The following is a 15,045-nucleotide window of genomic DNA, read 5'->3' on the forward strand; positions in this document are numbered from 1 at the left end:
AAGAAATATCATGATGTTGATGTGAATATATCGCCAATCAGATTTGGTAATATCACAACCTAGATGAGGTATTTTTAGGAGGCTTCATCCGAACCTTCATCATTAACAAAGCGACCTTATAGGCCGCTCAGTTGTCACTACATAAACACAGTAAAAACAGTTACTCAAACGGTTCCATTACTGGTGTCACATCCGCACATTGGCCTCGATGACGTAAATAGTGGTCCATCAGGACAATCGCCATCATCGCTTCTGCAATTGGTACCGCGCGAATGCCTACACAAGGGTCATGACGCCCTTTGGTGATCATTTCAACTTCTTCACCATCACGGTTTAATGTTTTACCTGAAACGGTAATACTGGATGTCGGTTTTAACGCAATATGCGCAATAATCGGCTGGCTGCTGCTAATACCACCTAAAATGCCGCCTGCATGGTTTGAGGTGAAACCATTACGGGTAATTTCATCACGATTTTCACTACCTTTAAGCGCAATAACCCCGAAACCATCACCAATTTCCACCCCTTTCACAGCATTAATACTCATTAACGCATGAGCGAGATCGGCATCTAAACGGTCAAATACCGGCTCACCTAAGCCCGCAGGGACATGCTCTGCAACGACGGTAATTTTAGCACCAATCGAATCACCTTCTTTCTTTAAACCACGCAATAATTCGTCAAGTGCGTCTAACTTGCTTGGATCGGGACAGAAAAATGGGTTTTCTTCGACAATTGACCAGTCTTTAATTTCACAAGCGACTGACCCCATTTGCGTTAAACAACCATGAATTTGCACACCGAGCTTTTCTTGTAAATATTTTTTCGCAATCGCACCTGCTGCAACGCGCATGGCTGTTTCACGTGCTGATGAACGACCACCACCACGGTAATCACGCTGGCCATATTTTTGTTCGTAAGTGTAATCCGCATGGCCGGGCCTAAATACATCTTTAATCGCGCCATAATCCTGCGAGCGTTGATCGGTGTTTTCGATTAATAACCCAATACTGGTGCCCGTAGTAACACCATTAAACACACCAGATAAGATTTTGACTTGGTCAGGCTCCCGACGCGCTGTCGTATAACGCGATGTTCCTGGACGACGACGGTCTAAATCTTTTTGTAAATCTGCTTCTGTCAGTGCTAAGCCTGGGGGAACCCCATCGACGATGCAACCTAATGCAACCCCGTGTGACTCACCAAATGTGGTTACGCGGAAAAGTTGCCCAATTGAATTTCCTGCCATCGGAGTTTCCTATTCTAAGCCATTCTTGTTTTACTAAGAATTTTGGTTGTTAATTATTATATCGTTGTGTCGTTATTATTGATTACATGATCTTGAAACATCACGCAACTGTTGATTAATCGATATAAAGCTCAAAATGTGCGTGGTGCTCGACAAGTTGTTCACGCGTTAACATAAACACCCCGTCACCACCGTATTCAAAGTCTAACCAAATAAATGGAATTTCAGGATATTGTTCAATCAGATGAACCATACTGTTACCCACTTCGCACACTAACACGCCTTCTTCTGTCAGAAAACGCGGTGCATTGGCTAAGATACGACGCACCAGTTTCAAACCATCACTTCCAGCGGCTAGTGCTAGCTCAGGCTCAACACGGAATTCTTCTGGTAAATCGTCCATATCTTCCGCATCCACATACGGAGGATTAGTGACAATTAAATCGTATTTAACCTCTGGCATTTCCCTGAATAAATCCGAACGGATAGGGATCACTCGATGCTCCAAACCATGATTGGCGATATTCTGCTCAGCAACGCTTAGCACATCACTTGAAATATCAACCGCATCGACTTCTGCATCAGGGAATTCATACGCACAAGCAATCGCAATACAACCACTTCCTGTACATAAATCAAGAATGGTTTGTGGTTCATCCGCCACTAAGCCAACAAAATGGTTATTGATTAATTCACCAATTGGCGAACGTGGGATAAGCACGCGCTCATCAACATAAAACTCATGGCCACAGAACCATGAGCGATTAGTCAGGTATGCGACTGGAATACGCTCATTAATACGGCGCAAAACACGCTCAATAATGCGGTGGCGTTCCGTTGGCGTTAGGCGTGAGGTTAACAGCTCATCGGGCAGGTCTAGAGGCAGGTAAAGTGTTGGTAACACCAATTGTAGCGCCTCATCCCATGGGTTATCTGTACCGTGGCCATAGTACACATTGGCTGCATTAAAGCGGCTCATCGTCCAACGTAAAATATCTTGAATGGTATGAAGTTCTGCAACGGCTTCATCAACGAAAATCTTTTCCAAGAAGGGGTTCTCCAGCCTGTATTTTGAAAGGGAATATATGAATAACTAAAGTTTGCCACGAAGTGAAAGACAAATCAGCAGATTAATGTAATAAAATTTGCCAAGGGGATCGGCTCATCGCGCTTATTAATGCATGTTTTGACGTAAAAACGCCCTTTATTTAGCTAAAGGGCGTGAGGAAAATAACAAGTTCAGCAAAGAAGCAACAATATTAGCTTTCGTTTTGCAGTACGATTTCCGCCTCTTTCACAGGTTTTTTTACCCAAAGTGCGTAGGCGATAGTCAGTAATACTAACCAAACAATGCCTACATAGAGTGCAATTCGTGTTGATTCAAAATACCCCAAGACACCAAAAACAAACACCATAAATGCAATGGCTAAAATAGGAGCGACAGGCCACATCGGTACAGGGAATTTTAATTGGCTAATTTCTTCTGGCGACATTTTTTTGCGCATTGCAAACTGTGACAGTAAAATCATCAACCATACCCAAATCGTCGCGAACGTCGCAATTGACGCAATCACCACAAACACATCGTCAGGAATGACATAGTTCAATACTACGCCCACCAGTAATACCGCGACCATCACTAATACCGTCATCCAAGGCACGCCGTTTTTTGTCAGCTTGGTAAAGGCTTTTGGTGCTTGTCCTTCATGTGCCATGCCATACATCATACGCCCTGCACCAAAGATATCGCTGTTAATTGCCGAAATTGCTGCTGTGATCACCACAATATTTAAGATATTCGCTGCAGATTGAATACCTAAGCTATCGAAGATCTGCACAAATGGACTACCTTGCTGCCCAATTTGGTTCCATGGATAAATACACATCAAGACAAATAACGTCAGGACATAGAACAATAAGATACGAATTGGCACCGCATTAATCGCTCTTGGGATCGTGGTTTCAGGGTTTTTCGCTTCACTCGCGGTAATACCAATAACTTCAATTCCCCCGAACGCAAACATCACCACCGCAAAGGATGCAATCACCCCACCAATACCATTTGGCATAAACCCATCGTGAATAAATAAGTTTGATACCCCAACCGCATGGTCTGCAGCTTGGCCAAAACCAAACATCATAATGGCGGCACCACCGACAATCATTGCAATAATCGCAATAACTTTAATGATTGACAGCCAAAACTCCATTTCACCGAAGGTTTTCACGTGACATAGGTTTATCGCACCAATAAAGAAAATAATGCTTAACACCCAGATCCACTGTGCAACCTCTGGAAACCACAGCTTCATATAAACACCAAATGCCGTCACGTCCGCCAAGCAAACAATAAGCATTTCAAAAACATAGGTCCAACCCGCAAAAAAACCGGCTCTCGGCCCTAAATAATGGCTGGCATACTGTGAGAACGACCCCGCAAGTGGTCGATGAACCGCCATTTCACCCAGTGCTCTCATAACCATAAACACTGCGGCACCGCCGATAATATAGGCGAGCAATACCGCGGGACCCGCGGTTTCTATTGCTTTCGCTGAACCATAAAACAAACCTGTACCAATCGCAGAACCTAAAGCCATAAATCGAATGTGGCGCGCAGAAAGCCCTCGCGCAAGTTGTGATGTGCTTTGCATGATTTATCCTTCGTATTATTTTATTGTCGTGCAGATAAATACTTCAGGCGGCCAGTACATTGCCGGCCACCTTTTATTTGCTTGATATATTAGTTAGGGAAGACTGCGCCAGCCTTGAAGAGCGCAGACAGTTTATATTGGTTAATTAAATTAATTGCCGCTTCAATATCAGGGGCAAAATAACGGTCTTTATCATAGTAAGTCACTTGATCACGTAATGTTTTACGTGCTTTTTCCAAGGTTTCACTCGACTTCAAACCTTCACGGAAATCCATACCCTGACACGCAGAAAGCCATTCAATGGCTAAAATACCCGTGACATTCTTTGCCATCTCCCATAATCGACGCCCCGCTGCAGGTGCCATCGAAACATGGTCTTCTTGGTTAGCCGACGTTGGTAGGCTATCGACACTTGAAGGATGGGCTAATGCTTTGTTTTCACTGGCTAATGCAGCGGCCGTCACTTGGGCTATCATAAAACCTGAGTTCACGCCCCCATTATTCACTAAGAACGGTGGCAACTGCGACATGTGGGTATCCATCAATAATGCAATGCGACGTTCGGATAACGCACCAATTTCCGCTAACGCAAGCGCAATATTATCTGCCGCCATCGCAACAGGCTCTGCATGGAAATTACCGCCCGAAATAATATCGCCATTATCAGTAAAGACTAATGGGTTATCTGACACCGCATTGGATTCAATTAATATCACTTCAGCTGCTTGACGAATTTGAGTTAAACAAGCCCCCATGACTTGTGGTTGGCAACGTAATGAATACGGATCTTGCACTTTCACACAGTTCTCATGGGACTTCGCCAATTCACTCGTCGGTGATAAAATATCACGGAACATCGCCGCAACATCAATTTGCCCTTTTTGCCCTCGAACTTCTTGCACGCGTGCATCGAACGGTTTACGAGAGCCCAGTGTGGCTTCAACACTCAGCGCTCCACAGACAATGCCAGATAGCAGCAATTTTTCTGCTTCAAATAACCCTTTTAGTGCAAAAGCGGTGGAAGTTTGCGTCCCATTTAATAATGCCAAGCCTTCTTTCGCTTCTAATTTCAGGGGCTTTAACCCAGCCTTTTCAAGGGCTTTTTTCGCTGAAATCCATTTACCTTCAACGCGTGCTTTACCCTCACCTAATAAAATCAAGCTCATATGCGCTAATGGCGCTAAGTCGCCAGAAGCCCCCACTGAGCCCTTAGCCGGTATAAATGGATAAACTTGCGCATTCACTAATGCAATCAGGGCATTAATGACTTCAAGGCGAATACCAGAGAAACCGCGAGCCAAACTATTAATTTTGAGCACCATGATTAAACGCACGAGGTCATCATCTAACGGCTCGCCAACACCCGCTGCGTGAGACATCACAATAGAGCGTTGTAATGATTGCAAATCTTTAGTCGCGATGCGGGTATTGGCAAGTAAACCAAACCCCGTATTGATACCATAAGCGGTTCTATCTTCCTCAATAATTTTATTTACTGTCGCGACACTTTTTTCAATCGCCGTATGCGCTTTTTTGTCTAAAGAGACAGTTACTGCTTGCTGGAAAACAACGCGTAAGTCTTCGAGTGTCATTTTTCCTGGGTGAATAGTTAACTTAGTCATTAATGGCACTCCTTAACGTGTTTTAATCATTGGTAAATTAAGATTTTTTTCTTGCGCACAGGCAATCGCGATGTCATAGCCCGCATCAGCATGGCGCATGACACCAGTTGCCGGGTCATTGTGCAATACTCGAGCAATACGCTCTGCAGCTTCATCCGTTCCATCACACACAATCACTACCCCTGAGTGCTGAGAGAAGCCCATGCCTACGCCACCACCGTGATGTAAAGACACCCACGTCGCACCACTGGCTGTATTTAATAACGCATTGAGTAACGGCCAGTCTGAAACAGCATCAGAGCCATCTTTCATAGATTCTGTTTCTCGATTTGGGCTTGCTACTGAACCTGAGTCTAGGTGGTCACGGCCGATAACAATTGGAGCCGAAACCTCGCCGCTTCTGACCATCTCATTGAATGCTAAACCTAATTTAGCGCGATCCCCAAGCCCGACCCAACAGATACGCGCTGGCAAACCTTGAAAGCTGATCCGCTCACGCGCCATATCCAACCAGCGGTGCAAGTGCTTATCATCCGGTAGCAGTTCTTTTACTTTTGCATCCGTTTTATAGATATCTTCAGGATCCCCTGATAACGCGACCCAACGGAATGGGCCAACACCACGGCAAAATAGCGGACGGATATAAGCCGGTACGAAACCGGGGAAATCAAACGCATTTTCGACGCCCATTTCCAATGCCATTTGGCGAATATTGTTCCCATAATCAAAGGTGGGGATCCCTTGCTGTTTGAATGCCAGCATCGCTTTAACGTGTTCCGCCATGGATTTTTTTGCCGCTAACGCGGTGGCTTGCGGGTCTTGTACACTGCGTTCACGGTACTCTTCCCAGCTCATCCCAATTGGCAAATAACCATTCAATGGGTCATGAGCACTTGTCTGATCGGTCACCATATCCGGTTTTACACCACGTTTGACAAGCTCAGGAAGAACTTCAGCGGCATTCGCACACAGTGCGATAGAAATGGCTTTTCCTTCCGATGTGTATTTTTTAAGGCGCGCTAACGCATCATCAAGGTCGGTCGCTTGTTCATCCACATAATGGGTTCTTAAGCGGAAGTCGATGCGGCTTTGTTGACATTCAATATTCAAAGAACACGCACCCGCCAGTGTCGCAGCAAGAGGTTGCGCCCCTCCCATACCACCTAAACCTGCGGTAAGTACCCAGCGCCCGGTTAAATCACCGTTAAAGTGCTGACGAGCGGCTTCAACAAAGGTTTCATAGGTTCCTTGCACAATGCCTTGGCTGCCGATGTAAATCCAGCTACCTGCGGTCATTTGCCCATACATGGCGAGGCCTTTCGCATCCAACTCATTAAAATGTTCCCAGTTTGCCCAATGTGGCACTATATTTGAGTTGGCGATTAAAACACGCGGAGCATTTTCATGGGTTTTAAAAACGCCGACAGGCTTACCTGACTGAACCAACAGTGTTTCATCGCTCTCGAGCTGTTTCAGGGACTCAACAATTTGGTCATAACATTGCCAATTCCGTGCCGCACGCCCAATGCCACCATAGACCACTAATTCATGAGGGTTTTCTGCAACATCCGGGTCAAGGTTATTCATTAACATACGTAATGGGGCTTCAGTGAGCCAACTTTTGGCACTTAATGTGCTCCCCCGCGGCGCCCTAATTTCGATATTTCGATATTTATTATTCAGTCCTGTCACTTGTATACCCTCTTTTATCTGTCCATTAACGACCTTTTACTGTTCTTATAGATATAGTTGTATATACATGTAGGATCAATCAATCTTTTAACATAAAGATTAAAAAAATGTGACATAAAGATATTTTTGTTTAGATAAAACAATTAGATAAAAAACAAGATTGATATTTTGGTGTGTTTTCTTTATTCTAAATATGCCTACCAAGTCACATTTAATTTACAATAAATTCACACCAAATGGGTATGGAAGAGAATAGCTCGATACGATAAGCGGAAAATAGGTTGTATATCATTCCGCCCATATATTTACGTGGTGAAATAACTTATGACGTGAAACTACCTTTAAGCTTATAGCGGTGGCCAGGAAACAATAGCTTGGTACTTGTCACCGTGAAAGACTGGGACCAAGTACGCCTTGTAATTAGCAAACAAGATGCGCCGGTGGTTATTTGCAATAACCTTGCTGAACGCTCATCAGCTTCTACAGCCTCAACAATATGCTCCCCTTGTGTTAAAGGAGCTACTTGAGACAAATAATCATGGGGTGTGATCGATAAAAAATTTTGCTGTAAATAATCAGGCGCTGCTAACGCATTGACATATCTGTCTTCAATTTGAACAGGAATATCATTCTCTAAATGAACAATAATAGAGTGGAACACTACCGTATCCGGCCTGATATTTAACTCATTTGCGAGTGCGGGTGATGCTTGTATTTCTTCGAGTTTAATTATCCGGCAACTATATTTGTGGTTTCTTGCCAGTATTTCCGCTTCAATACTGTGAATTTCAAATAGTGCAGATTGACCTTTTGGCTCAGCCACAAACGTCCCTACCCCCTGCAAACGAACCAACAACCCTTCTGCAGTTAATTCACGTAGTGCTCGGTTTGCCGTCATTCGACTACATTGAAACTGCGTGACTAACTCAGCCTCAGATGGAATCCGGTCATTTGCCTGCCACTCTGCGGTATGGATCTTTTGAATTATCGATTGTTTTACTTGCAAATACAGTGGGAGCGGTGCCCCTTGTTTATCCTTTTTATCGGCTGTCACAGTCATTTCCAATTTAATGATTAAAATCTTAAGTATTAATATGCTATTTATTAAATAGCATACAACACGACCTGGGTGCTATCGGACATTTTTTATCCTGACAGTCGCGAATAAAAACATCATGCTTAATTAGTGAGCATTTACATAATTAAACGATGCTATTTCAATAAAAACAAACAGAAAACATTTAAGGTATATAGCAGCAAACATCCTCATTCACTGCTATCAATTATTGTTATTTCTGTGGATAAACTGATGGGTCACACATATCACCGTTTCGATGGGTAATGTTGCCTTCATGGACTCTGATGAGCAATGGGTTGCTCCCTTGCTCATAAATCATTTCGACTGGCTCTTGCGCATCCCACACAATAAAATCAGCAACAAAGCCCGTTTTTAACTGCCCATGGCTATTTTCACGGCCTAACGCTTTCGCTGCGTGACGTGTCACGCCAGCCCATACCTCTTCAGGTGTCAGCTTGAATAAGACAGCACCCATATTCATAATAATACGCAATGAAGCAAAGGGACTGGTGCCTGGGTTAAAATCTGTTGAAACCGCCATAGGGACATTGTATTCCCGCAATAATTCAATAGGCGGCAACTTGGTTTCCCTTAAAAAATAAAATGCCCCCGGTAGTAAGACTGCAACGGTTCCGCTCGCTTTAAGTGCTTTAACCCCTTCTAAATCTAGATATTCAATGTGGTCAACCGATAAACCTTTGTATCGAGCAACTAATTCGCTCCCACCTAAATTTGATAACTGCTCCATATGCCCTTTCACAGGAATGCCTAATTTCTGAGCTGCTGAAAATAATTTTTCGCTTTGGGCGAGGGAAAACCCCACGCTTTCACAGAAAACATCGACTGCCTCAAACAAGCCTTTTTCCCATAGTTCAGGCATAATTTTTTGACAAATCAAATCAATGTAGTCATCAGGCTTATCTTTATATTCAACGGGTACTGTGTGAGCGGAGAGTAATGTTGAACTGACTGAAATAGGATATTGTGCAGATAACCGTTTTGCGACTTGCAATTGTTTTTCTTCATTTTCATAGTCGAGACCATAGCCCGATTTCATTTCAATGCTTGTCACCCCTTCTCGAATTAATGCTTCGAGCCTTGGTTTTGCCCGCTCAAATAATTCGTTCTCGCTCATCTTACGTGTTTCTCGCACTGTAGAATTAATTCCACCACCTTGAACGCTGATGGTTTCATAAGAAACCCCATTCATTCGCTGTTCCCATTCAGAAGCGCGGTCACCACCAAAAACGAGATGTGTATGGCAATCGATTAATCCTGGGGTTATTAATTTACCTTTTACATCAATAACCTGGCAGTCATTTAATTCAATTTCCTGAGTAGGAACAATTGCAACTATTTTATTATCACGAACGACTAAATCATGGTGATTAATAAGTCCATAAGGGGCAGGCAGTTCTGGATCCATAGTGGCAATACGGCCATTACGCCAAACAACATCCTGCGAGTGTGTTTTGAATACCATCGTTTTTCCTATTGTTATTGAACTGAGTTTTACTCATTGATTCATAAATAGTATAGATATGTATATACAATTAGACTAGCAAGTCCCCTTTTGTCAATGCTTACCTGCAAAAAGGTTATAAATATGTTACTTAGCGCGAACAATCTGCGATTATCACCATTCACCAAAAATGAGTTACACTACCAACCAGAAAAATTGATCACAAAAATACACGATTAACATTATGAAAAAAAAATTTGGTCTAGAAGATGAAGAGATCCGTCTTTTCAAAGAAGCCATTAGTGGAGCAAAAAAGATCCACCAGGACCAAGTCCTGCACGCACCTGTTCGCACCAAGGTGACACAACCATCAAATAAAAAAGTCATGCAAGAACAGGTTGACGCCTCTTTTTATTTTTCAGATGAATTTCAACCTCAACTTGAACATGAAGGCCCAACGCGTTATTTGAGGCCCGACGCTAACCCTTATGAATTAAAAAAACTTCGTCGGGGTGACTATGTTCCCGAATTATTTTTAGATTTACATGGCTTAACACAAATGGAAGCAAAACAAGAAATTGGTGCGCTCATTGCGGCATGTAAGCGTGAAAATGTCTATTGCGCCTGCATTATGCACGGCCATGGTAAACATGTTTTAAAGCAACAAACACCATTATGGTTAGCCCAACACCCTGATATTATTGCTTTTCACCAAGCACCTAAAGAATGGGGGGGGAATGCAGCCTTATTACTACTCATTGAAACTGCAGAGAGCGCTCGCCGTTAAGCGCTCATCCGTTCTGTATTATTTTGCAAATAATAGTTGTGATGGACTCAACATCCATTCTAAATGACTTTTCTGATGAGCCACGTCAATATCAACACATGCCACTGTTGATGTGGTGAACATCGGAGGTTCTTTATGTGGACATAGCTCCGACACTAAATACCCTACCAGCGGTAAATGAGATACAACTAATATCGCATTAGCGCCTAGCACAGCAAGGTCTCGAATATGATCAGCCACAAATGCGGCATTCCCACCTGGCGTTAATTGCCTTAAAACTTCCGACTTTGCTGGTAAATCAAGGTGTTGACTCACAACCTGCCTAGTTTGTTCGGCTCTTAGATAGGGACTCACTAACACCGAATCAATCTTAATACCTTGGTTCTGTAACCATTGAGCCATTAATACTGAGTCGTCTTTTCCCTTTTGAGTCAATGGGCGCTCAGCATCGCTAGGCGCTTGTATCGCTGCATCACCGTGACGCATAATGTAAACTTGCATAATCCACCATCTGAGTAACCTACCTGATTAAGGTGGCTATTCTTTTGTTGTTAAGATAATTGTTGTAAAAGTAACCATCAGTTGGGGTGAAAGGTGATTCTGCATGAAATGTTCAATAAAGAAAATGATTTGAGTGGATTTTTGTCTATGTTTTATCGGCAGACATGACAAAAAACAGATTTATTTTTTTAATATCATAAAGTTAATACAGGCAATTTATTATCGTGGATAATCGCTCTGCACGTTCAGAGAAACCTAATACTAAAAACAGGTTCAGTATCAGGCATTAGGCCATTGAATTGACGGTTAAACCGCTACCATTTCAATGACCTACTCTCTCGCTTTTTACTTGCTCTTATTCTTCCATATGATCAGGGAAAAATGTTTGATTACTCTCAGCCATATCACACAATAACTCGCAAGGCTTAAATTTATCGCCGTATTGCATTGCTAAGTTGCGTAGCGTATCTACAGTCTTAGTAATCCCCAAGCTATCCATATACCGAAACGGACCACCAAAGAATGGCGGGAATCCGATACCAAATACCGCCCCTACATCCCCATCACGTGCACTTTTAATAATCTTTTCATCAAGGCAACGGGCCGCTTCGTTAAGCATCATCATGACGCAGCGCTGTGCAATATCCGCTTTAGTCAATGTATTGTTGGGAACTACGCCAATCAGTGAATAAATGGTTTTATCGACTTGACGTTTACTGGCTTTTTTCCAAAACCACAACTTATTAGTGTGATGACCATATTCATAAAAACCTTTGCCGTTTTTCTTACCTTTACGGCCATCTTTAACGACTTTATCGAGAATATCAGGGGCTTTGAAACGCTCACCAAAACGCTCAACTAAAATCGGTAAAATTTTAGTTCCTACATCAATACCGACTTCGTCTAATAGATTAAATGGCCCGACAGGGAAACCAAATTCAACTAAAGCGCGATCAATGTGCTCTATTGACTCGCCTTCAACAAGGCATTGGGCAGCTTCACACAAGAAAGGTGCTAAAATGCGATTTACATAAAAACCGGCATCATCCCCTACGACAATGGCTGTTTTACCTTGACGTTTTGCTAAAGCAACAACGGTTGCAATCGTTGTTTCGTCTGTTTGTTGGTGAGGGATGACTTCAACCAACGGCATTTTATCGACTGGACTAAAATAGTGTAGACCAATGACTTTTTCCGGGTGAGTCGCATTCTCTGCAATTTGGTGAATAGGTAAAGATGATGTATTAGAAGCAAAAATGGCTTGTTGTTTCGACATCTGTTCAACTTCAGCAACCATTTTTTGTTTTAGAGCCAAATCTTCAAACACGGCTTCAATAACAATATCTGCGTTTTCAAGCCCTTGATAACTCAATGTGCCTGATACCTTAGCCATAATAGCGGCACGTTCTCGGGCTAATAACCGCCGCTTGATAACTCGCTGAGTCAGTAGATCCCAGCTATAACGCAAAGCTTGGGTGACACCTTTATCTGAAATATCTTTAATACGAACCGGCAATTTACCTTGAAAAGCGGTGACATAAGCAATTCCACCCCCCATCAACCCGCCGCCAAGCACACCAACTTGATTAATTTTCAAGGGTGCGGCTTGCGCCCCTGTTTCATTTTTTAACGCAGTGACCGCAAAAAATAAATTACGTAATGCGGCAGACTCTGGTGTCATCACGAGTTCACCGAAGGCTTTCGCTTCTTCTGCGTAACCTGCTTGTAAACCTTTATTCATACCTGTTTTCACAACATGAATAATTTTTTCGGGGGCTGGATAATGGCCTTTGGTTTTGCTGAGCGCTTTTTGCTTTGCACTATCGAATACTTTATTACGTAATAATTTACTGCTTAATAAACGCTGTTGCCAATGGATAGCGGGACGCTGAACGCCCCCTTTTTTCACCATCTTCACTGCAACGTCGAGTAAAATAGGCTGAGGAACGACATCATCAACCAACCCTATTTTCAGCGCCTGTTTTGCTTTTAACTGGCGGCCTGTCAGCATTAAATCCAATGCATGTGGAATACCAATCAACCGAGGTAAACGCTGCGTTCCCCCAGAACCTGGTAATAACCCCAACTGTACTTCGGGCAAGCCTAATTTCGTTTTATCATCATGGGAACAAACCCGCGCATGACATGCCAAGGCAAGCTCTAACCCGCCGCCTAAACACGCGCCGTGTATTGCAGCAATAATCGGCAATGGGTAATTATCGATTTTATCAAATAGTACGTGGCCTGCTTTTGACAACTCACTGGCTTGGGCTTTACTTTCACAGCCAGCTATCATGCTAATATCTGCGCCTGCAATAAAATTGTCTTTTTTCCCTGAGGTGATAACTAAACCTTTTAAACCAGAGGTAGACTGCGCTTGTTGTAAAATGGCAAGGAATTGCTCCGCAAATTCCGCTTTTAATGTATTCACTTTTTCATTCGGTACATCAATGAAGATGACCCCGACGTTTTCATCATAAATTTCTAAACGGAAAGCCTGTTGTGTTTTTTCTCTTGCAACTTCTATAGCAGAATTTTGAGCCATTATTCCACCTCTAAGATCATAGCTGCACCTAAACCACCCGCAGCACAAGCTGTTGTTAAACCAAAACCACCACCCCGTCTGCGCAATTCATTTAGGGTTTGTGTCACCATTCGTGCGCCTGTGGCTGCAAATGGGTGCCCGTAAGCGATAGAGCCCCCTAAGACATTAAATTTATCCATATCCACTTCGCCAATCGCGTTATCCATTCCCAATTTTTCTTGAGCGAATTTACGGCTACCAAACATGTGTAAATTAGCGAGCGTTTGCGCTGCAAAAGCTTCATGCATATCAATCAGGGATAAATCTTGCAGCGATAACCCTGCTCGTTTCAACGCAAGCGGGGTAGCATAAGAAGGCCCTAAAAGCATATCTTCCCATACGTCTATCGCTGAAAACGCATAGCTTCGAATATAACCTAACGGCGTATAACCCAGCGATTTTGCTCGAGACTCGGTCATCATCAATACTGCTGCGGCACCATCCGTCAACGGCGTGCTGTTCGCCGCGGTCACACTACCGTGCTTACGGTCAAAGGCCGGTTTTAATTTCGCATAGGATGATAATACTGAGTTTGTACGCACATTGTTATCTTGGGAAAAGGCTTGCTTAAAGGGGGGCATATACGCGGTCATAACTTCATCATTTAACGCACCATTTTCCCACGCTTTGGTCGCTAACATATGCGAGCGATGAGCAAGCTCATCTTGCTGAGCTCGGCTAATTTGATAACTTTTCGCCATTTGCTCCGCAGTATCTCCCATACGCAGCCCCGTAGAGTATTCCGCAACCCCGGGAGCAACAGGCGCTAAATCTTTCAAGCGTAATTTCGCTAACAGTGATAATTTTTGCCCAACAGACTTTGCTTTGCTTAATGCTAATAATGTCTCTGCCAATTTTTTTGATACGCCAATTGGAAGCACAGAGGATGAATCAGCTCCGCCAGCAATACCGATAGAAATATCGCCAACCTTCATACTTTGAGCAACGTTAACAATTGCTTGAAAGCTGGTGGCGCAAGCTCGGGATACACTATAAGCATCCGTTGAGACACTCATCCCTGTTCCAAGAACAATTTCCCGCGCAATATTCGGTGCTTCAGGCATTTGTACCACTTGCCCAAATACCAGTTGCTCAATCAGGTTTCTATCTAAATCATTACGGGCTAATAATTCAGCAACTACGGCTTTACCGAGATCGACGGCTGGGATTCCTGCGTATGCCGTAGATTGCTTTGCAAAAGGCAAGCGTAGACCACTGACAATGGCGATCCTTTCATTTGTTTTATCTGTATTTTCACCATGGTTGAGATGTTGATTCATGGTCGCTCCTGCTAAAAGCAAAAATGAAAATTATAGTTAACTAACTCACTAAGCGGACAAAGAGGTCTGACCTGTAGTGATTGTTAACATAAATTTCACAATTATCAATGAGTATTAATAAAAAATGCGAGCAGGTACG

11 protein-coding genes are annotated in these 15,045 nt (G+C 43.2%); 1 reads left to right on the forward strand and 10 read right to left on the reverse strand.

The window, feature by feature from the left end; translation table 11 throughout:
- Positions 1 to 160 precede the first annotated feature (160 nt).
- From aroC to hutI, 7 genes are all read right to left on the reverse strand, one after another.
- Complete coding sequence (gene aroC, locus M0M83_RS12685; protein WP_125891343.1) at positions 161 to 1,249, reverse strand: chorismate synthase; 1,089 nt, start codon at positions 1,247 to 1,249, stop codon at positions 161 to 163.
- Between the two features lie 115 nt (positions 1,250 to 1,364).
- Positions 1,365 to 2,297: a 50S ribosomal protein L3 N(5)-glutamine methyltransferase gene (prmB, locus tag M0M83_RS12690; protein WP_125891344.1), complete on the reverse strand. Its 933-nt coding sequence runs from the start codon at positions 2,295 to 2,297 to the stop codon at positions 1,365 to 1,367.
- A 211-nt stretch (positions 2,298 to 2,508) separates the two neighbouring features.
- A complete protein-coding gene (locus tag M0M83_RS12695; RefSeq protein ID WP_213913207.1) occupies positions 2,509 to 3,900 on the reverse strand; it encodes an amino acid permease in 1,392 nt (463 codons plus the stop codon).
- A gap of 89 nt (positions 3,901 to 3,989) precedes the next feature.
- Complete coding sequence (gene hutH / locus M0M83_RS12700; protein ID WP_125891346.1) at positions 3,990 to 5,522, reverse strand: histidine ammonia-lyase; 1,533 nt, start codon at positions 5,520 to 5,522, stop codon at positions 3,990 to 3,992.
- 12 nt (positions 5,523 to 5,534) lie between these two features.
- Positions 5,535 to 7,214, reverse strand: coding sequence for a urocanate hydratase (gene hutU, locus M0M83_RS12705; RefSeq protein ID WP_125891347.1), 1,680 nt, complete (start codon positions 7,212 to 7,214; stop codon positions 5,535 to 5,537).
- A gap of 322 nt (positions 7,215 to 7,536) precedes the next feature.
- Complete coding sequence (gene hutC / locus M0M83_RS12710; RefSeq protein WP_248466676.1) at positions 7,537 to 8,274, reverse strand: histidine utilization repressor; 738 nt, start codon at positions 8,272 to 8,274, stop codon at positions 7,537 to 7,539.
- Between the two features lie 229 nt (positions 8,275 to 8,503).
- The gene (hutI, locus tag M0M83_RS12715; RefSeq protein ID WP_248466677.1) at positions 8,504 to 9,775 is read right to left on the reverse strand and encodes an imidazolonepropionase; all 1,272 of its coding nucleotides are present in this window, start codon (positions 9,773 to 9,775) and stop codon (positions 8,504 to 8,506) included.
- Positions 9,776 to 9,998: 223 nt separating this feature from the next.
- On the opposite strand from hutI, the gene smrB reads away from it, so the two are divergent.
- Positions 9,999 to 10,541, forward strand: a complete 543-nt coding sequence (gene smrB / locus M0M83_RS12720) for an endonuclease SmrB (RefSeq protein WP_125891350.1) — start codon at positions 9,999 to 10,001, stop codon at positions 10,539 to 10,541.
- 18 nt (positions 10,542 to 10,559) lie between these two features.
- Here the strand turns inward: smrB and sixA are convergent, their stop codons facing one another.
- The 3 genes from sixA to fadI all read right to left on the reverse strand — a co-directional run bounded on the left by sixA (position 10,560) and on the right by fadI (position 14,906).
- A complete protein-coding gene (sixA, locus tag M0M83_RS12725) occupies positions 10,560 to 11,042 on the reverse strand; it encodes a phosphohistidine phosphatase SixA (protein WP_213913204.1) in 483 nt (160 codons plus the stop codon).
- Between the two features lie 355 nt (positions 11,043 to 11,397).
- Positions 11,398 to 13,587 (reverse strand): fatty acid oxidation complex subunit alpha FadJ, encoded by a 2,190-nt coding sequence (gene fadJ / locus M0M83_RS12730; RefSeq protein WP_248466678.1) that lies wholly within the window; start codon positions 13,585 to 13,587, stop codon positions 11,398 to 11,400.
- On the reverse strand, positions 13,587 to 14,906 hold the full coding sequence (fadI, locus tag M0M83_RS12735) for an acetyl-CoA C-acyltransferase FadI (RefSeq protein WP_125891353.1): 1,320 nt from the start codon (positions 14,904 to 14,906) through the stop codon (positions 13,587 to 13,589). Before fadI ends, fadJ begins: the two co-directional genes overlap by 1 nt.
- Between the last annotated feature and the right edge of the window lie 139 nt (positions 14,907 to 15,045).

Source organism: Providencia rettgeri (assembly GCF_023205015.1).
Taxonomy (GTDB): domain Bacteria; phylum Pseudomonadota; class Gammaproteobacteria; order Enterobacterales; family Enterobacteriaceae; genus Providencia; species Providencia rettgeri_E.